The 20,861-nt window shown below is 48.1% G+C and carries 13 protein-coding genes; 11 read left to right on the plus strand and 2 right to left on the minus strand.

Annotated elements, in window-relative coordinates:
* The first annotated feature begins 51 nt into the window (after positions 1–51).
* From EV211_RS06800 to EV211_RS06835, 8 genes are all read left to right on the plus strand, one after another.
* Positions 52–1,794, plus strand: a complete 1,743-nt coding sequence (locus tag EV211_RS06800) for a Na/Pi cotransporter family protein (RefSeq protein ID WP_133528676.1) — start codon at positions 52–54, stop codon at positions 1,792–1,794.
* A 120-nt stretch (positions 1,795–1,914) separates the two neighbouring features.
* Positions 1,915–2,931 (plus strand): rod shape-determining protein, encoded by a 1,017-nt coding sequence (mreB, locus tag EV211_RS06805; protein ID WP_133528677.1) that lies wholly within the window; start codon positions 1,915–1,917, stop codon positions 2,929–2,931.
* Between the two features lie 63 nt (positions 2,932–2,994).
* On the plus strand, positions 2,995–4,122 hold the full coding sequence (locus EV211_RS06810) for a THUMP domain-containing class I SAM-dependent RNA methyltransferase (RefSeq protein WP_133528678.1): 1,128 nt from the start codon (positions 2,995–2,997) through the stop codon (positions 4,120–4,122).
* A 5-nt stretch (positions 4,123–4,127) separates the two neighbouring features.
* A complete protein-coding gene (locus EV211_RS06815; protein ID WP_133528679.1) occupies positions 4,128–5,597 on the plus strand; it encodes an aminotransferase-like domain-containing protein in 1,470 nt (489 codons plus the stop codon).
* A 166-nt stretch (positions 5,598–5,763) separates the two neighbouring features.
* Complete coding sequence (argF, locus tag EV211_RS06820; protein ID WP_133528680.1) at positions 5,764–6,759, plus strand: ornithine carbamoyltransferase; 996 nt, start codon at positions 5,764–5,766, stop codon at positions 6,757–6,759.
* A 285-nt stretch (positions 6,760–7,044) separates the two neighbouring features.
* Complete coding sequence (gene arcA, locus EV211_RS06825) at positions 7,045–8,265, plus strand: arginine deiminase (protein WP_133528681.1); 1,221 nt, start codon at positions 7,045–7,047, stop codon at positions 8,263–8,265.
* Between the two features lie 18 nt (positions 8,266–8,283).
* Positions 8,284–9,228, plus strand: coding sequence for a carbamate kinase (gene arcC, locus EV211_RS06830; RefSeq protein WP_133528682.1), 945 nt, complete (start codon positions 8,284–8,286; stop codon positions 9,226–9,228).
* 110 nt (positions 9,229–9,338) lie between these two features.
* The gene (locus EV211_RS06835) at positions 9,339–10,793 is read left to right on the plus strand and encodes a basic amino acid/polyamine antiporter (RefSeq protein ID WP_133528683.1); all 1,455 of its coding nucleotides are present in this window, start codon (positions 9,339–9,341) and stop codon (positions 10,791–10,793) included.
* Positions 10,794–10,971: 178 nt separating this feature from the next.
* Here EV211_RS06835 and EV211_RS06840 read toward each other — a convergent pair whose 3' ends face one another.
* Complete coding sequence (locus EV211_RS06840) at positions 10,972–12,243, minus strand: argininosuccinate synthase (RefSeq protein WP_133528684.1); 1,272 nt, start codon at positions 12,241–12,243, stop codon at positions 10,972–10,974.
* Between the two features lie 234 nt (positions 12,244–12,477).
* On the opposite strand from EV211_RS06840, the gene carA reads away from it, so the two are divergent.
* The 3 genes from carA to EV211_RS06855 all read left to right on the plus strand — a co-directional run bounded on the left by carA (position 12,478) and on the right by EV211_RS06855 (position 19,017).
* Positions 12,478–13,575 (plus strand): glutamine-hydrolyzing carbamoyl-phosphate synthase small subunit, encoded by a 1,098-nt coding sequence (gene carA / locus EV211_RS06845; RefSeq protein ID WP_133528685.1) that lies wholly within the window; start codon positions 12,478–12,480, stop codon positions 13,573–13,575.
* The gene (carB, locus tag EV211_RS06850) at positions 13,575–16,754 is read left to right on the plus strand and encodes a carbamoyl-phosphate synthase large subunit (RefSeq protein WP_133528686.1); all 3,180 of its coding nucleotides are present in this window, start codon (positions 13,575–13,577) and stop codon (positions 16,752–16,754) included. Before carA ends, carB begins: the two co-directional genes overlap by 1 nt.
* Positions 16,755–16,848: 94 nt before the next feature.
* Positions 16,849–19,017, plus strand: a complete 2,169-nt coding sequence (locus tag EV211_RS06855; protein ID WP_133528687.1) for a peptidase U32 family protein — start codon at positions 16,849–16,851, stop codon at positions 19,015–19,017.
* Positions 19,018–19,090: 73 nt separating this feature from the next.
* Here EV211_RS06855 and EV211_RS06860 read toward each other — a convergent pair whose 3' ends face one another.
* Entirely contained in the window at positions 19,091–20,674 is a 1,584-nt protein-coding gene (locus EV211_RS06860) for a Na+/H+ antiporter NhaC family protein (RefSeq protein ID WP_166635395.1), read from the minus strand.
* Positions 20,675–20,861 lie beyond the last annotated feature (187 nt).

The raw sequence follows: 20,861 nt of genomic DNA on the forward strand, positions 1-20,861 counted from the left end.
CGATTAGATCATAGATAATAGTTAAAACTGAATAGGAGAGGAAATCAGTACATGGATATTTTTTCTTTTATAACCCTCTTTGGAGGGTTAGCCCTGTTTTTGTTTGGCATGAACCAGATGTCGGCTAGTCTGGAGAAACTGGCCGGCGGCAAGATGGAAGCCATACTGAACAGAATGACCTCTAACAGATTCAAGGGCCTTCTTTTAGGCTGCGGGATCACCATAGCAATCCAGAGTTCTTCAGCAGTAACAGTAATGCTGGTAGGTCTGGTAAACTCAGGGATCATGGATCTTTCTAACACAGTAGGTGTTATAATGGGGTCGAATATAGGAACCACTGTTACCGCATGGATAATGAGTATGATTGGCATTTCCAGCGATAACTTTTTCATTAAAATGCTTAAACCCGAATCCTTCTCGCCTATAATGGCCCTGGTTGGCGTCATAATGATGATGACCTGCAAGACCAGCAAGAAGAGAGATATAGGCAATATCATGGTCGGCTTCGCTATACTTATGTATGGAATGCAGTTCATGAGCAATTCGGTAAGTCCGCTGGCAGATTCGCCTAAGTTCGAGTCGATACTGACAGCATTCAATAACCCGCTGCTGGGAGTCCTTACTGGTCTTGTTGTAACGGCAGTTATTCAGAGCTCGGCTGCATCCATAGGTATGCTCCAGGCCTTGTCAATGACCGGAGGCATAACCTGCGGCATGGCTATTCCTATCGTAATGGGACAGAATATAGGCACCTGCGCCACGGCACTTATCTCAAGTATCGGCGTTAATAAGAACGCTAAGAGAGTAGCTGTCATACACATTCTGTTCAACGTTATCGGAACGGCAGTATTCATGGCAGTATTCTATGGGCTTCACGCTTTCATAGACTTTAAATTTATAAACGATACCATCAGCCCCGTAGGCATCGCTTTGTTCCATACGATTTTCAACGTGTGCACCACAGCGTTACTTCTGCCGTTCACTCAGGTCCTCGTAAGGATAGCCGTCAAGACTATACATACGGAGCCGGAGAGAGAGGTCGCATTCCTGGACGAACGTCTGCTTAAGACGCCGACTATCGCTATAAGAGAATGTAATAACCAGGCAGTGGAAATGGCTCATATAGCCAAGAATTCCATGCTGAAATCAATGGATATACTCTTCAGTTATTCTGAAGAGGATTCGGAAGCCGTTCATCAGATGGAAGGTGACGTGGATATATTCGAGGATCACCTGGGATCATATCTGGTCAAGCTTTCGGCTAATGAACTTTCAGATCACGATACCAGGCAGATATCCAAGATGCTCCACACTATCGGCAATTTCGAGAGGATAAGCGACCATGCGGTCAATGTTCTGTCTGCCAGTAAGGAGATCCAGGAGAAGAGCGTAGTTCTGTCGGATACGGCCCACAGCGAACTTAATGTTGTTGCGGCAGCTCTGAAAGAGATACTGGATATCACAATAAGAGCCTACGATACGGACGATATAGAGATGGCTTCCAGAGTTGAGCCTCTGGAACAGGTCATCGACGGGTTGACAGAGGCAGTCAAGCTGAATCATATCAACCGTTTGCAGAAGGGCGAATGTACCATTCAGAATGGATTCGTACTTTCTGATATACTGACTAATTACGAGAGGGTGTCAGACCATTGCTCCAATATAGCAGTCGCTATCATTGAACTGGCCCACGACTCCTTCGAAACTCATGAATATCTGAACCAGCTGAAGTCTGCTGATGATCCGGAATTCAAGAGATTATTTGAAGAATATAAGAATAAATATTCTATATAGAGGACAAGCCCTTGAAAAATCTTTGAAAATTGTATATAATATTAGTTCAGTGAATCAATAGTACATAATGATAAGAAATATTTGTATGAATATAGCATACAATTGGTAAGGAGATAGAAAATGGCTTCGGAAGTTGGAATAGATCTGGGAACAGCCAATGTGCTGGTATATATAAAGGGCAAGGGCATCGTATTGAACGAGCCTTCAGTAGTAGCCGTAAACAAGGATACAGATGAGATCCTCGCCATAGGTGAGGAAGCTCGTCAGATGCTGGGCAGGACTCCTGCCAACATAGTTGCGGCCAAACCTTTGAAAGATGGAGTAATCTCAGATTATGATATTACAGAGAGAATGCTTAAGTACTTCATACGCAAGACCTGTGGAAGCGGCAGATTTTTCAAGCCGAGAATAATGGTCTGCGTACCGAGTGGAGTTACAGAAGTAGAGAAACGTGCCGTAAGAGAGGCGGCTACACAGGCTGGAGGCAAGGAAGTTTACCTTATGGAAGAGCCTATGGCAGCGGCTATCGGATCAGGTCTGGATGTTACAGAACCTGACGGCAAGATGGTAATAGATATAGGCGGAGGCACTACGGATATAGCTGTTATAGCTCTCGGAGGAATCGTCACCAGCACATCTGTCAAGGTTGCGGGAGACAAGTTCGATGAGTCTATAATCAGATATATGAGGAAAGTCCACAAGCTGTATATCGGAGAAAGAACAGGCGAGAATATCAAGCAGGCTATAGGAACGGCTTTCCCGAGAGAGGAAGAGGTTTCCATGGAGTGCAGAGGTCGTGACCTGGTAACAGGCCTGCCTAAGACTGTAGACATCACTTCAGAAGAAGTAATGGAAGCACTGGAGGAGCCACTGCATCTCATATGCGAGGCTGTCCACGGAGTTTTGGAAAAGACACCGCCGGAATTGTCGGCTGACATCAGCAGCTCAGGCATCGTCGTAACAGGCGGTGGCGCACTGCTTTATGGAATAGACAGAAAGATCCAGGAGAGAACAGGGATCGAAGTAAGGATAGTTGAAGATCCTAAGTCCTGTGTCGCCATAGGTACGGGCAAGGCTCTCGACGAGCTTGACGCCATCCAGTCCAATAGCTTGAACAGAAAAGATCCATTTAATTAATATAGCAACTCTCCACAATTATGGCATTGCCTTTTGTGGAGAGATTTTTTTTCGGAGACAATAATGAGATTAAAATTGATAGCCACGGCCACATTTGGCCTTGAGGCGGTAGTAAAGAGAGAGATCCAGAGCCTGGGTTACGAGATCGAGAAAACTGAAGACGGCAAGGTGACATTCATCGGCGACGAGAGAGCCATAGTCAGGTGTAACCTGTGGTTACGCAGCGCTGACAGAGTTCTGTTGAAGATGGGCGAGTTCAAAGCCCTGGAATTTGAAGAATTATTCCAGCAGGTCAAGGGTATGGCCTGGGAAGAACTGATACCTATGGACGGAAAGTTCACAGTCACAGGGACATCGGTAAAGTCTCAGCTACACAGCGTGCCTGCCTGTCAGAGCATAGTCAAGAAGGCTATAGTCGAGAGGATGAGAGAGTATTACAGCATCGATCAGTTCCCGGAAACAGGAGCCGAGTATACGGTGAAGGTCACCATGCTGAAGGATAACGCTGTCATAACTGTAGACACCAGCGGAGCCGGACTTCATAAGCGGGGATACAGAGTTGAGGACGTAGAGGCGCCAATCAAGGAGACCCTTGCGGCAGCCATGGTCCAGCTTTCCTTTTGGAAACCGGGGCGCCTGCTTATCGACCCGTGCTGCGGTTCGGGCACTATCCCTATAGAGGCCGCCATGATAGGACGGAACATAGCTCCCGGCCTTGGCAGAAAGTTCGCTTCAGAGGAATGGGGATTCATACCCGTTGACTTTTGGAAAGAAGAAAAAAAGAACGCCTTTGAGGCAATGGATTATGACGCAGACCTGAAGATATACGGCGGCGACATTGACAAGCGCGCGGTGAAAGCCGCTGAAGCCAACGCCGAGGAAGCCGGAGTCGATGACTGCATAGAATTCGCCTGCGAAGACGTGGCTAAACTCAGAGCCACAGAAACCGGAGGCATAATAATTACCAATCCGCCTTACGGCGAGCGCATAGGCAACCAGAAGCAGATAGATAAAATCTACGACACATATAAGAAGTTCTTCGCAGACAACCCAAGCTGGTCTTTGTTCATGGTCACCACGGATAAAGATGTCGAGGACAGGATCTTCGGACGCAAAGCCGACAGGCGGCGCAAACTGTATAACGGCCGGCTGGAAGTCTGCTATTATCAGTTCCACGGCAAGAAGGAGTAGCCCTCATGGATATCAAGCTGAACAAAAATCTGCATACGCCATATTACTGGCAGATCGCTGATCAGATCAAGAGGAAAATCATCACCGGTCAGCTGGCGGATGGCTCAGTTCTGCCTTCGGAGCGGAAGCTATCGTCGATCCTAGGGGTCCACAGGAATACTATAATCAGGGCTTACGACACACTGAAAGATGCCGATCTGATCGAGTCCAGGCAGGGCGTCGGTTATCTAGTGTCCTACGGCAGCAGTGAAACCGAGGATCTCAGCGAGAATCCGCGGCATAAGGTCAACTGGAGCCACGCCATTAAAGACGAGTATCTGGACATGAAGGAAACCTATGATGACATATTCGTCAAGTTCACCGAGGGCAACAAAATTTCCATGTCCACGGGCATGCCGCCGGCTATATATGAAGAGGACAAGCTGGGTGAAGATCTGGCGTCCATACTCAATGAAAGTGCGGCGCTGCCGGCATATCTGGCCCCTTACCAAGGGGATACCAATCTCAGGCAGCAGCTTCTGGCCTTTCTTAGAACAAAGGGTATCAAGGCGGGCCTGGGCCAGCTTCAGGTGCTGTCGGAGACTAATCAGGCTATGGACTTTCTCATTACGGCCCTGGTCAGCCCCGGGGATTGCGTAATTATTGAGGAGCCGGTCTCGCCGGACGTTTACAGGGCCATCCAGCTGGCAGGATGCCGCTATTTTACTCTGCCCGTAGATAAGGACGGCATGAACTGTGATAACATAGAGTCCCTCATAGAAAAACATGAGCCTAAGTTCATCTATGTCAACTCCAGCTATCAGGATCCAACAGGGGTAATAATGTCCATGGAGCGCAGGAAGCACCTGCTGGCCATATCGGAGAAATACCGTATTCCGATAATAGAGGAAGACGCCGCATCAGAACTGAATTACGAGGATGGAGCGATCCCCAGCATCAAATCTATGGATAGAAATGACAATGTGATTTACATTTACTCATTTTCACTCACATTTATTCCGGGATTGTCGCTGGCTCTGGTCGTAGCCAACGAGAGACTCATCAGGAGCCTCAGCTATCTGGTATCCATACGCATCATGTCCATCAACTGGATGACTCAGAAACTTCTGGGAAAATACCTGGCTGACGGCAGATATTATGAAAAAGTCGAGAAAATCCGTAAGGGAAACCGCCAGAAACGCGATGTACTTTGTTCATACTTGGACAGAGCCACATCCATAGGCGTCAGATACAGAAAACCTCGGGGCGGAGTGTACGTCTGGTGCCAGCTGCCGGAAGGACTCAACGGTATGGACGTAGCCGAAGAAGCAACCAAGGCAGGCATAACTGTAGTCCCTGGCGAGGTTTTTTATCCTATGCATAACGGCGGATTCGATCATCTGCGTCTGAACTACTCTTACGAATCCACATATTGGCTGTCTGAGGGCGCGAATAGACTTGTGGAATTGCTCAGAACAATGTATAATAGACTGTAGAAAAATGCGAAGAAATGCAAGATTATGCGGTACTGGTACTTTAATTTTTGAAGGTACTGGTACTTTAATTTTTTGACAAATATAGTATCATCTTCGTATAAAGTATATATCAAATCCGTTATGGTGACGATTAAAATATGATTTATTAAAAAAAGGAGAAATAACAATGGCAGTAAATCTTAAAGGAAGACATTTCTTAACACTTATGGACTTCACACCGGAAGAAATCAGATACATGCTGGATCTGGCTCATGATCTTAAGGCTAAGAAAAGAGCAGGAATACATAATGAAGTACTGAAAGGCAAGAACGTAGTTCTGCTGTTCGAGAAGACTTCAACAAGAACAAGATGCGCATTCGAGGTAGCTTGCCTTGATGAAGGTGCTCATGTAACATTCCTTGATTCCAAGAGTTCACAGATGGGCAAGAAAGAAACTATCGCAGATACAGCTAAGGTTCTTGGCAGATTCTATGATGGTATCGAGTACAGAGGATACGATCAGGCTGTAGTTGAAGACCTGGCAAACAATGCCGGTGTACCTGTATGGAACGGTCTTACAGACGTTGACCATCCTACACAGATCCTTGCAGATATGCTGACAATAGAAGAGCACGTTCACAAACCACTGAGCAAAGTTAAGGTTGTATTCTGCGGAGACGTTAGAAACAACATGGCTTACGCTTGGATGTACGGCTGCGCTAAGATGGGTATGCATTTCGTAGCATACGGACCACAGGAGCTGGCTAACGAAGTTGACAAGGACGTACTTGCAAGAGCTAACGCAGTAGCTAAAGAAACAGGAGCAAAGATCGAAGTTTGCACAACTCCTGATTGCCTGAAGGACGCTGACGTTCTTTACACAGACATCTGGGCTTCCATGGGTGAAGAGGATCAGATCCCTGAGAGAGTTAAGCTTCTGACACCTTACAAGGTTACAGAGGAAATGCTTGAGCAGACAGGAAACAAGGACGTAATCTTCATGCATTGCCTGCCTTCATTCCATAACTTCGAGACAACAATGGCTAAGACACAGAAAGACCTTGGCTATGACATCAGAGAGGTTACCGAGGAAGTATTCAGCTCCAAGCACTCAGTAGTATTTGACGAGGCTGAGAACAGAATGCACTCAATTAAGGCAATCATTGTAGCCACAATAGCATAATGCTTGTTAATTTTCTTCATTGCCGCGGATGACCATCGCTCGTGCTCGCTTACGTACCAGAAGTACGCGCGTTCGCACTTACTCGGCCAACCTGTGCACTGAGAAAAATTTCCTGCGCATTATGAAAAATATGTTAATTTTACCTCATTGCGCGGATGACCATCGCTCGCCCGCGCAATGGAGGAAAAAGTTCCTTAGTATTATATAGTATTACAAATTTAAGTATTATAGTTTTAGGAGAGAAACTGTAGGGACCACGCGCCCCTATGCACGAGAGGAGAAATCATGTATCCTGGAATTCACAATTATTCGGAAATAGGCAAACTTAATAAAGTTTTGCTTCATCGTATAGGCCCTGAGGTAGAAGGCCTCGTGCCGGACAACTTCGCAAGATTGTTGTTTGACGATATACCATATTTAAAAGTTGCTCAGCAGGAGCACGACAGATTTGCAGAAGTTCTCAGAGAGAACGGAGTAGAAGTCGTTTACTATGTAGACGAGACAGCTAAGGCTCTTCAGGAGCAGTCAGTTAAGGAAGAGTTCCTTAATAAGATGCTGGACGAAAGCGATCTGTTTTCAGAAGGAGTCAGAGAAGCTATTTATGACTACCTGATCGCAATGCCTGCTAAGCAGATGGTTGAGAAAATCATCGCTGGCGTCAAGAAGGATGATATTCCTAAGGTTGAGACTAAATCACTGGCAGACTTCATCACTTCAGCATATCCGTTCTACATGGATCCTATGCCAAACCTGTATTTCACAAGAGACCCGGGCGCATGCGTAGGTAACGGACTGAACGTACACCACATGAGCACAGCAACCAGAAGACGTGAGTGTTTGTTGTTAAGATATATGTTCATGCATAATAAAGACTTTGCACCTGAAGGATCACAGCTCTGGTACGACTATGACGATCCATTCTCGATTGAAGGCGGAGACGTGCTTGTACTCAACAGCGAGACAGTAGCCATCGGCCTGAGCCAGAGAACATCGGCAGCCGGAATCGAAAGATTCGCAGAGAACATTTTGCACAAGTCAACATTCAAGAGAGTGCTCGTCCTGGACATTCCTAAGAGCAGAGCATTCATGCATCTTGACACAGTATTTACAATGGTAGACTACGACAAGTTCACCATCCATCCGGAAATCGAAGGACCGCTGCGCCTCTTCGAGATCACTTTGGGAATGGACGGCAAACCGCACTTCGAGTCACTGACAGACTCACTTCAGAACATTTTGAAGAAAGTTTTGAAACTGCCTGCAGTAGACCTGATCAGATGCGGCGGCAACGATCCGATGGCAGCTCAGAGAGAGCAGTGGAACGATGGTTCCAACACTCTTTGTATAGCTCCAGGAACAGTAGTGACCTACGAGAGAAACTATGTTACGAATGATTTGCTGGACAAAAAGGGAATCAAAGTACTGACTATCCCAAGTGCCGAATTATCAAGAGGCAGAGGCGGCCCTCGCTGCATGTCCTGCCCGGTTAACAGAGACGATCTGTAAAAAGAAAGGAATCTATAAATGTCAGAAAAGATAGTTATAGCTTTAGGCGGAAATGCTCTTCAGTCAGGAAAATCTGAAGCAACCGCTGAAGCTCAGTTGAAAGTTGTTAGAAAAACCTGTGAATATATTGCGGACATCAGCTGCATGGGTTATGAGATCGGTATAGTACACGGCAACGGCCCTCAGGTAGGCAGGATCCTGCTTGCATCTGAGACAGCCAAAGACGTTACACCGGCTATGCCTTTCGATGTATGCGGAGCAATGTCACAGGGTTATATTGGATATCACATCCAGCAGGCTTTGAAATACGCTCTGAACAAAAGGAACAGGAACATTCCGGTCCTGACTATCGAGACTCAGACTGTTGTTGAGAAGAACGACCCTGCATTCAAGCATCCAACCAAGCCTATCGGCCCGTTCTATTCTGAAGAAGAAGCGAAAGAGCTGGAGAAGACCAAGGGTTATACTATGGTTGAGGATGCCGGCAGAGGCTATAGACGCGTAGTTGCTTCACCATTGCCAAGGAAGATCGTAGAGATCGAGGCTGTTAAGACATTATGGCCTACATCTATCGTGATCTCCACAGGCGGCGGCGGAATTCCTGTTATCGAAAATCGTAACGGAACTTATTCCGGAGTAGCAGCAGTTATCGATAAGGACTTCGGTGCTGAACTTCTTGCAGAGGAAGTCGGTGCAGATTATCTTATGATACTGACAGAGGTTGAGAAGGTTGCCATAAACTTTGGAAAACCTGATCAGCAGGATCTTTCAACATTGACATTGGAAGATGCAGACAAATACATAGAAGAAGGACAATTCGCTCCGGGAAGCATGCTTCCTAAGGTTGAAGCTGCCATGAAGTTTGTAAGGGGTTATCCTAATAAGAAAGCTATCATTACTTCTCTTGATTGTGCAGTTGACGCTCTTGCAGGCAAGACTGGAACTATCGTTTCCTTTGCATAAACTATTATGTTAGACAACTCACAGGCAGAGATACTATAAGTACTTCTGCCTTTCGAGTTTCTATAGAACTTATAACTAAATCTTATTATTAATTGGGGAGGTATTATTCTATGGAGAATAACCTTAATTCGTACAACGAGAAAGGCCTTGGCACCGCCAAGCTGACCTTCTTCTCGATTGGAACGACACTGGCCAGCGGAGTATTCAGCATGGTCGGAGACCTGGCTGCCAGCGGTGCTTACACCGGTGCTACTCTTATCGGATGGCTGGTATGCGGGCTTGGCACATTGGCATTATGCCTGTGCTTCTATCAGTTAGGCATTAAGAGACCTGACCTGAAAAGTGGAATTTTTGCTTATGCGAGAGATGGATTCGGTGAGTACATCGGATTCAACGTAGCATGGGGTTACCTGCTGAGTGCAGCGCTGACACCTGTAGCCTTCATGGCTCTGCTATTCACAACGCTGAACAAATTCTTCCCGGTATTCGGAAATGGTTCGAACCTGGCGTCATGTGTAGTTGCAAGTATTTTCTTATGGCTCCTGTGCTTCATGGTAGCACGCGGCGTCAAAGAAGCTGTAACTGTTAACATGATCGCAGTAATCGCAAAGATCATTCCTATCCTGGTAATGATCATAGCAGTGCTCTTCGCAAGAGCATTCAGCTGGGACGTATTCGTTAGCAATTTCTGGGGCGACGGCGCTGCCGGATCCGTATTGGATCAGGTAAAGAGCACTATGTTCACGACAGTATGGATCTTCATCGGTATCGAGGGAGCCGTAGTATTGTCAGCTCGTGCCAAGACAACTAAGGTTGCCGGCAAAGCAGCAGTATACTCATTCCTTGGATTACTGGCACTGTATGTAGTAATTGATATCATGGGTATGGGCATCATGCCTCATGATCAGTTGGCAGCACTGGCTACTCCTTCAATGTCTTCATTAGTTGAGTACGTTGTAGGACCTTGGGGCGCAGTACTTGTTAGTGTAGCTATCATCCTTTCACTGGTAGTAGCTATGTTCTCATACACTATTCTGGTAACAGATAGTGAGTTCTTACCGGCACAGCAGGGATGCTTCCCTAAGTTCCTGGCAAAAGAGAACAGTCATGGCGGACTGGGAAATGCAGCTCTGGTTGCAGGCTTGATCTTCCAGTTCTTCATCGTTCTGGTTTACATCAACAGCTCATCATTCCAGATCCTGTATACTCTGTCAACGAGTCTTATCATGATCCCATACATTTCATCAGCATTCTTCATGCTGCTGGAAACTGTCAGAGGAAATACAACCAAGGATTCCTCCGGTGGCGGCAAACTGGGCATCTGGGTAGTTGCATTGCTTGGTTCCATTTATGGAATCTGGATGCTGTATGCCAGTGGATGGCAGTATATCCTGATTATGGCTCTGGCTTATGCACCGGGTGCTATCCTGTACATCATAAATCAGAAACAGAAGAAGGAGAAGTTATTCCCTAAGACATATGATCTGGTAATATTCATCCTGGTAATGATCTGGTTCGTAATCGCATGCGTAATGCTTGCAACTGGAAAGATTCAGCCATTCTAATCACCTTAGAATGATCGATATTAAACTATTAAAGGCGGCCGCTAGGCCGCCTTTGTCGTGGCGCCAGGGCTTGCACCTTTATTCGCCGTCATACACCGCGACATATTCTGCAATTCGCGAGCGAGACTATATGACTCCCTGCAAACGAGGACTAGTGAGGGCCTCGCTCTCTCTATGATCATTGCTTGAAGTCTCCGCCTTTAATTATCTTCTTGGCGAACTTCTTCTTCTGAGCTTCAGGAACGCCTTCCAGACTCTGTTTCTGTATAGCCCTGATCTTCAGTGGCAGCGAGAACAGATTGATGAATCCCTCGGCATCGTGCTGGTCATAAACTTCGTCAGCACTGAAGGTTGCGAACTCCTCGCTGTAGAGAGAATACGGAGACTGACTAGCCACAGGCCAAGCAGTTCCTTTGTACAGCTTCATTTTGACTTTGCCAGTTACCTGCTCCTGAGTCACATCTACGAAAGCTGAGATAGCCTCGCGGAGAGGAGTGAACCAGAGACCGTCGTAGCAAAGCTCGGCGAATTTCTGAGCGACGATGTTCTTATATGCAGTAGTGTCGCGGTCCAGGATCAGCTTCTCAAGATCTCTGTGAGCCTGGAAGAGGATAGTTCCTCCCGGAGTTTCATAGACGCCTCTGGACTTCATGCCCACCAGACGGTTCTCGATAATATCGATAGTACCGACGCCGTTCTTGCTGCCCAGCTCGTTGAGCTTTGTAAGAAGAGCGACTGGATCCATTTTCTGATCGTCGATAGCTACAGGAATGCCCTTTTCGAAAGTGATAGTCACATAAGTGATCTCATCAGGAGCATCCTCAGGTTCAACTGAAAGAACATGGATGTCCTTCTTATGTTCATTCCATGGATTTTCCAGATTGCCGCCTTCGTGGCTGATATGCCAGATGTTTTCGTCTCTTGAATAGATTTTTTCAGTAGTCTGGGCGATAGGAATGTTATGCTGATGAGCATATTCGATAAGGTCCTCACGAGACTGGAAGTCCCAAGTTCTCCACGGAGCTATGATCTGCATAGCAGGATTCAGGGCTTTGATAGTTGTCTCGAATCTTACCTGGTCGTTGCCTTTGCCTGTGCAGCCGTGGGCAATAGTGAAGGCACCTTCCTTTTCAGCAATCTCTACAAGCTTCTTAGCCATAAGAGGTCTTGCCATGGATGTGCCCAGTAAATAATCATTTTCATAAATAGCACCGGCCTTCAAAGTCGGGTAGATGTAGTCCGTAATGAACTCTTCTCTGATGTCGAGGGTATAAGCCTTCGATGCACCGCTCGCTATTGCTTTCTTCTCTATTGCATCAAAGTCTTCTCCCTGTCCTGCGTCGCAGCACGCGGCGATGACTTCGCAGTCATATTTTTCCTTTAGCCATGTCAGAATGACCGATGTATCCAGGCCGCCTGAGTAGGCCAGGACGATTTTTTCTTTAGACATTTTAACTCCTCCAAACGTCAAGTAAATAATTATAAGCTTTATTGAATAAATTTGTAATGTATGTAATATAACATATTTGTATACACAAATCAAGGGATTTTGTATAAAAAACCAAAAAAACCAAAAAATATTGGCGCAGAAAAATAAAAATTAACTTTTTTACCAAATACTATTGAATATAAATCCAAATAATAGTATAATCTTCCCTAAAAGCGAGAGGAGATAGTATAGAATATGAAGGGAATCCTTTATCTTGAAGACGGTACAGTGTATAAAGGTACGGGTTTTGGCTATGAGGGGACCAGAGTTGGAGAGCTGGTCTTTAATACTGCCATGACCGGTTACCAGAAGACCCTGACAGACCCGTCCTACAAGGAGCAGATTATAACTATGACATATCCGCTCATTGGAAATTACGGTATCAATGAGGTGGACAACGAGTCCGGCAAGATCCACGCCTTCGGCCTGGTGGCCAAGGATGTGTGCATGAAGCCGTCCAACTGGCGGTGCGTAATGAACATTGATGAGTGGCTGAAGGAACAGAAGATACCGGGTGTATATAATGTTGACACTCGCGAGATCACCAGAAAAATCAGAAATGAAGGCAATCAGAAGTGCGTCATTACCACGGAAAACTTCAGCGTGGGGGCGCTGAAGAAAATCTGCGATGATGGTGAACTGAATGCTGACCAGATGAAGACGGCAGGCGTCACTGAAGTGACGGAATTGAAGTCAGATGAACATTTCCACGTAGCCGTCATGGACCTTGGCGTCAAGCAGAGCATACTCAATGAACTTTTGTGCAGGGGCTGCGACCTGACCCTTTATCCATATGGCACCAAAGCCAAGACCATACTGGCCGCCAAGCCCGACGGCGTTTTCATCACCAATGGCCCGGGGGATCCCGAGGCTGCAAAGGAGGCCATAGAGGTCACAGAGAAACTAATTACCAACAGCAATTACGGCCCCGGCCAGATGCCCATATTCGGCATTTGCATGGGTCACCAGCTTATAGGCCTGGCCTCAGGCGGCAGTACATTCAAACTCAAGTATGGCCACAGAGGCTGCAATCACGGGGTTTTCGACAAGAATACCGGCAGAAGCTATATCACCTCTCAGAATCATGGCTATGCCGTCAGCGCCGAAAGCGTGATCCTCCACGGCCTGGACATAACACATCTGAATCTAAACGACGGTACAGTGGAAGGCATGCAGCATATCAGCAAGCCTGTTTTTTCTGTACAGTTTCATCCGGAGTCCAACCCGGGACCCTGCGATACAGGATACTTATTTGATAAATTTATCGATTTAATGAAGGGAGGAACACTGTAATGCCTAAGGATTTCACTTTGAACAAAGTTCTCATTATAGGCTCCGGCCCTATCGTAATTGGTCAGGCGGCGGAGTTCGACTACGCCGGCACTCAGGCCTGCAAGGCAATTTCCGAGGAGGGCATCGAGACTATCCTCATCAACAGCAATCCTGCCACGATCATGACGGACCGGGGCATCGCCGACAAGGTTTACCTGGAGCCCATCACGGAAGATGCTGTAACAAAAATCATAGAGCAGGAAAAGCCTGAGGGCGTACTGGCCGGCTTCGGCGGGCAGACAGGCCTCAATCTCGCCATGTCATTAGACGCAAAAGGAATATTTGAGAAGAACCATGTCAAGCTTCTGGGCGTCAACAAGGAAAGCATACATAAGGCGGAGGACAGGGAGGCTTTCAAAGATCTCATGGAAGAAATAGGCGAGCCTATACCGCCGAGCATTATAGCCACAGGCATAGACGAGTGTAAAGCCTTCGCGACACAGATAGGCTATCCTTTGATCATCAGACCTGCCTACACTCTGGGCGGCACCGGAGGCGGCATCGCCCACAATGAAGAAGAACTCATAGAACACTGCAAGATGGGCATTGAGAAGAGCGCCATCGGCCAGATCCTCGTGGAGAAATCCATAGCAGGATGGAAAGAGATAGAGTATGAGGTCATCAGAGATTCTAAGGACAACTGCATCATAATCTGCTCCATGGAAAACCTGGATCCGGCGGGGATCCACACAGGCGACAGCATCGTAGTCGCGCCGACACAGACACTCAACGACACCCAGTATCAGATGCTGAGAAATTCAGCTTTGAAAATAATCAGAAGTCTGGATATAGAAGGCGGTTGCAACGTGCAGTTTGCCATGGATCCGGACAGAGACGAATACATCGTAATTGAAGTCAACCCGAGAGTCAGCCGTTCATCAGCCCTGGCATCCAAGGCCGCCGGATACCCTATAGCCAAGATCGCCGCCAAGATCGCCATAGGCTACACTTTGGACGAACTGAAAAACTACGTGACAGAGGGCTCCAGCGCCTGCTTTGAGCCGGCCCTGGACTACTGCGTCGTGAAGATCCCCAAATGGCCATTCAATAAATTCCGCACGGCGTCCAGAAAGCTGGGAACACAGATGAAAGCCACCGGCGAGATCATGGCTATAGACAGAAACTTCGAAAGCGCGCTTTTGAAAGCCATCGCCTCCCTGGAAGTGGAGGGCACGGGCCTGCGAGTGCCCTACGTCACAGGCCTCAGCAACGAGAAACTCATAGAGAAACTCAGAGACTGCGACGATGAGAGGATATTCTGCATAGCAGAAGCCTTCCGCAGAGACATAGCAACAGTTGAAGATATTTTCGCCGAGACGAAGATTGACCGCTGGTTCCTGAACAAAATCTACGGCATAATAGAAATGGAGCGGATCCTGAAGACTTCGGAGATCACAGCCGATATTATAAGAGAAGCCGAGAGCAGAGGTTTCGTCGATGACGAGATCATGGATTTGACGGGCATGGCCAGAGACGTTCTCCAGGATATAAGGATATATCACGAGATTTATCCGGTCTACAAGGTCGTGGACACCTGTGCCGGAGAGTTCGAGGCTCTGACTCCTTACTATTATTCCAGCTACGGCGGAGAGAATGAAAGCACACGCTCAGATAACGATAAGATCCTCGTAGTCGGCTCAGGCCCTATAAGAATTGGCCAAGGCATAGAGTTCGACTACTGCTGCGTCCAGGGAGTCTGGGCCCTGAGAGACCTGGGATACGAGTCCATCATCATCAACAACAACCCTGAGACCGTCAGCACCGACTTCGACACATCAGACAAGCTGTATTTTGAGCCACTACACACTGACGACGTCATGAACGTAGTCAAGCAGGAGAGACCTTTGGGCGTCATACTGCAGTTCGGCGGCCAGACGTCCCTGAACCTGGCGGCTAAGCTGGCAGCCCGGAGCATCAGGATACTGGGCACCCAGAACAAATACATCGACCTGGCCGAGGACAGGGAAAAATTCTCAGATCTGCTGGATATTCTGGAGATCGAGACCCCTAAGGGCTGCGCTGTTAGGACTCAGGAAGAAGCCGTGGAAGCGGCTGAGCGCCTGGGATATCCTTTGGTCGTAAGGCCGTCATTCGTCATCGGCGGCAGGGCCATGCAGGTGGTCTACAAAGACGAGGAACTGATGAAATATCTGAAGGAAGCCGTGAATCTATCTCACGAGCATCCTGTGCTCATAGACAAATATGTAGAGGGCAAGGAAATGGACGTCGATGCCATCGCTGACGGCGAGGACGTTCTGATCCCGGGCATCATGGAGCACTTCGAGCGGACCGGCGTCCACTCCGGCGACAGCTGCACCTGCTATCCGCCATATGATCTGCCGGCTGACGTAATCGACGAGCTCATGGCCGACACCCGCAAGATAGTCAAGGCCTTGCATATTGTCGGGCTGGTGAACATTCAGTACGCCTGGGACGGCAACAAAATCTACGTTATAGAGGTCAATCCGCGGGCGTCTCGTACGGTGCCGATTCTCAGCAAGGTCACAGGCGTGCCAATGGTGAAGATCGCCGTGGCAGTCATGACAGGCGCAAAATTAAAGGATATGGAGTGGGGCACGGGTCTCTACAAGTCGAAGGATTACTTCGCCGTGAAGGTTCCGGTTTTCTCCGACTCCAAGCTGACTGATGTGGACGTGGCCGTAGGGCCGGAGATGAAGTCCACAGGCGAGGTCCTGGGCATCGATAATGATCTGAAAACGGCCATATACAAAGGCTTCATCGGGGCAGGCGGCAATATACCAACCGCTGGCGGCGTCTTCGTAAGCCTCAGAGATCACGACAAGAATCCGGACAGCGTCAGGATAATCAAGTCCTACGATAAACTGGGCCTGAAGATATACGCCTCTGAAGGCACGGGAGCATATCTAGCAGAGAAGGGCCTGGCGGCTGAGATACTTGACTACAGCCAGGTCAAGCCTATGATAGGCGAGGAACTGCAGATAATAATCAACACGCCGAAGGCTATCAACGTTATAGGCGCGGATACTTTTCCCATCAGGAGGGCGGCCATCGAGCGGAACCTGCCGGTGCTGACCTGTATGGATACGGCGGAGATATTTGCCTACGCAGTGGAAATGAAGCAGCAGGCCGCGACACTGACCTACAAACCTTTGCAGTAGAACAGGCCGCCGTACATCTTTACGATGGCTAAAAGGTTGAAGTTTGCCGCAGATAGTATATAATAAAGAAAAAACTTATCTGAAGAGGTGGACTTTGAACAAAGGAAAATGCGAGCTTCTGGTTCCTGCCGGAGGCGTAGAACAATTTATAGCGGCAGTTGAAAATGGCGCCGATGCAGTATACATCGGCGGCCATCTTTTTAATGCCAGGATAAATGCCGGGAATTTCAGCGACGAGGAACTGCAGGCGGCTGTAGACTTCGCCCACAAGCGCAGCGTCAAGGTGTTCGTGACCATGAATACCCTCATGACCGATGACGAACTTGATGGCGCACTGAAATACGCTGCCTTTCTATATGAAGCCGGCGTGGACGCACTGATAATACAGGATCTGGGTCTGGGAAAACTTATCAGGGAATACATGCCTGATTTCCCGCTGCACCTGTCCACACAGGCCACAGTCTGCGACGCGATGGGCGCCGAAACTGCCCTGAGACTGGGCTACGAGCGGGTAGTCCTGTCCAGAGAACTGTCACTGGCCGAGATCCGCCAGATCTGCAGCAGCACCGAAGCCGACATAGAAGTCTTTGTTCACGGAGCCCTATGCGTCTGCTACTCCGGACAGTGCCAGCTGAGCCGTTACTTCGGCGGCAGAAGCGGCAACAGGGGACTTTGCGCACAGCCATGCCGCCTGCCGTACATGACCTTCGACGAAAAAGGCAAGCCAGTGGATACAGTCCGCTACCCTTTGAGCCCCAAGGATCAGTGCCTCATCGATCACCTGGGCGACCTGGCCGATGCCGGCGTTCTGTCCTTCAAAATCGAGGGCCGCATGAAATCCGCAGAATACGTGGCCGTTGTCACGTCCATATACAGGAAATACCTGGACCTTTATTACGAAAAGGGCCGTTACACTGTCGATCCGGCTGATCGGCTGGCCCTGGAACAGATTTTCAACCGGGGTGGCTTCACCGACGGCTATTATCACGGGGATTCGTCCATGGATATCATGTCCGGAGACCTGCCCAAGCATCAGGGCATACGCATCGGCAAAGTCATAAAGCGTATACAGGGCACGGCTCTGGTGGATGTGAAGCTCTACGATGAGCTGTCCCTGGGCGACGGAGTGGAGATCCAGAGCAAAGAACTCTGCGGCAATGTCGTCACATATTACAAAGAATTAAAGGGCGGCCTGACTCGCATCGGCGACATTCGCGGCCGGGTGGAACACGGCGATCCGCTCTTCCGCATCTCGCGCAAAAGTCAGCTTGAACATGCTCGCGCCACTTATGAGAATGTCGGCTTTGACGCAGGCAAGTACCTGCGCAAAGGTAACATCGACATGGAACTTATTGCTAATGGTGACAGGCTGCGGCTGGTGGTGAAGCATAAGTCGGGAGCATCTGTATTTGCAGAAGGTGGGCCTTATGGAGGAGGCGAGGTGCCAACGGAAGTCTCGCGCTTCGAGAAGGCTCTCAGGAAAACGGGAAACACGCCTTTTAAGGCAGAAAAAATCGATTTCGAGGGTGAACTCGATGCCACAGTAAAAACTTCTGAAATCAACGAACTGAGGCGCAGAGCCTTATCTCAGATGAAAGAAGCCCTGATTACCAGACGGACCGCGCCAATGGTCCAGGATTATATTCCACTGACAGAGGAGAAAACACCGGTAGCCATAGAACTCTACTATTACAGCTGGAAATCATACAGAGAACATTTTGTTCCACCTGAAGTCGAGAGATCCGGCTTGCCGCTAGTATCCCTAGTGCCGCTGGTCGAATTCCACCGTCACCGGGCAGAAGTTGGCACTGTTATCCCATATATCTCCAACGTTTCCCGAGGCAGTGAGGACGCTTACATCGAAGAAAACTTTGATTCCATAGCGGATCTCTGCCGCGACACAGGAGTCTATGTCGGCAGTCTCGGCTGGATACAGCCATTCAGATTCGCCGGAGTAGATGTCTTCGGAGACTATGGACTAAATGTTATGAACAGCCAGTCGGAAGCAGCCCTGGATGCCATAGGAGTCAGAAGATGCGTAGGCAGTCTGGAATCTGCCGTACCGGCCCAGGGCCCGTATCCACTGATGACCATGCAGCATCAGCCACAGGGAGACATCCTCCTTAACAAAGGCCGAGACCGCCTGGTCATGATCCACAGGGACTTTTCCGACCAGACCCTGCTGGTGTCGGAAAACTACAGCATCTCCTCGGATGAGATCCCGTCAGGCCCTTCAGAGGTCATGAGAATATATATAGCATAAATACATCAATAAAAGAGGACGCCGTTTTCAGCGTCCTCTTTATTAGCATAAGATTCTATTTTAACTAATTGATTTAAGCTTCCAGACTTTCTGAAGCTTCTTCTTTTTCTTTAGCTCTTTTTTCCATAACAGCCTCATACTCTTCATCAGTCATCTTGACCATGGAGATTCCTGTCCATCCATAGAAGCAGGATACGATAGGATTCATGTATGAAAGAATAGCAAACGGTGCATATCCGCCCTTGCCCCAAGCCGGTACGCCCAGGAACTTGTACATTGTAGCTCCGCAGGTGTTCCATGGGATCAGGTTGGATGTTACTGTTCCTGAGTCCTCAAGACATCTTGACAGATTCTTAGGTGCCAGGTGCATGTCTTCAAATGCTTCCTTGTACATTCTTCCAGGAAGTACGATTGACAGGTACTGGTCTCCGCCGATGATGTTCATGATTATGCAGCTGATCAGTGTTACTGTTACCAGTCCGCCAACGCCCTTAGCAAATACGAGCAGTGACTTGGCGATAGCCCCCAGCATTCCCGATGCATCCATTACTCCGCCGAAGCACATAGCGCAGAGGATCAGGTTGATGGTCCATAGCATGGAACTCATGCCGCCCTTCTCGTTGATCAGGGAATCGATGTTATACTCACCCTGAATATTGGTGCCTACACCCGTTTGGGCTATAAACTCCTTGAACTGGTCATTAGACAAGCCGAGTATCGTGTCTGCGTCGCCTCCGCTTACTGAATTGATGACATCTGCATATTTTCCTTCTGTAGCTGTCCACGCATCACTGAATCCAGGTACTGTATATCCATAATGGAGAATTCCCGGCCAGTCTGCCAGGTTGATACCGTTGAATATGGAGCCTATAATCATACCGGCAACGATGCCGCCCATGATTCCAGGTATAGCAGGTATCTTCAGTGCTACGATTACGATTACCAGTACTGGTGGTAACAGCATCCACAGGTTCAGGTTGAAGTTGACCAGGCAGGCATCTCTCATCGGTTCTACGATATCGAGGCTTGCGCTCTTGTCTACTTTCAGACCCAGGATAGTGTAAACTACCAAGGCAATCAATAGTGAAGGTGTTACTGTCCAGATCATATGTCTGATATGGTCGAACAGGGTGGCACCTGCCATAGCAGGTGCCAGGTTTGTAGTATCTGACAGCGGTGACATCTTATCTCCGAAATAAGCTCCGGTGATGATTGCTCCGGCTGACATAGCAGGGCTGATTCCAAGACCAGTTCCTACTCCGATAAGTGCGATTCCTATAGTTCCTGCCGTCGTCCATGAGGATCCGGTTGCTAATGCTACTATACAGCATAGCAAGCAGGTTGCCGTTAAATATATGCTTGGTTTCAGGATTAATAATCCGTAGTAGATCATGCCAGGAACAACTCCTGCTGCTACCCAGCATCCGATCAGAAGTCCAACTTCTGCCAGAATCAGCATAGCCTGCATGGATCTGTTGATTGATGCGAGGATTCCTGCTTCCAGGAATGCCCATTTGTAGCCATTAAGTGAAGCTACGATTGTTGCGAATGTTGCCGATACCAACAATGCGATATGTACTTCGCCATATTCACATGTGAAGGCATTGACAGTGTCAGATGGGTTGCCACCGAAAACGTTGACAATTTTTCCCAACATACCTAAGCAGTACATAAGTGCAATCAATGTGAACAAGAAGCACAAGTACGCTTGCCATAGAGGTATCTTTTTACCCATAATAAGTCGATTGTGTCCGTATAATGGTGTAAAAGAGAGAATTGGAGAGATCAAAAAAATATAGAGCCAAATGCTCCACTTTCAAGTATAATTGAAATTGAAAATATAA

The sequence above is a fragment of the Aminicella lysinilytica genome (assembly GCF_004362975.1).
Lineage (GTDB): Bacteria > Bacillota > Clostridia > Peptostreptococcales > Anaerovoracaceae > Aminicella > Aminicella lysinilytica.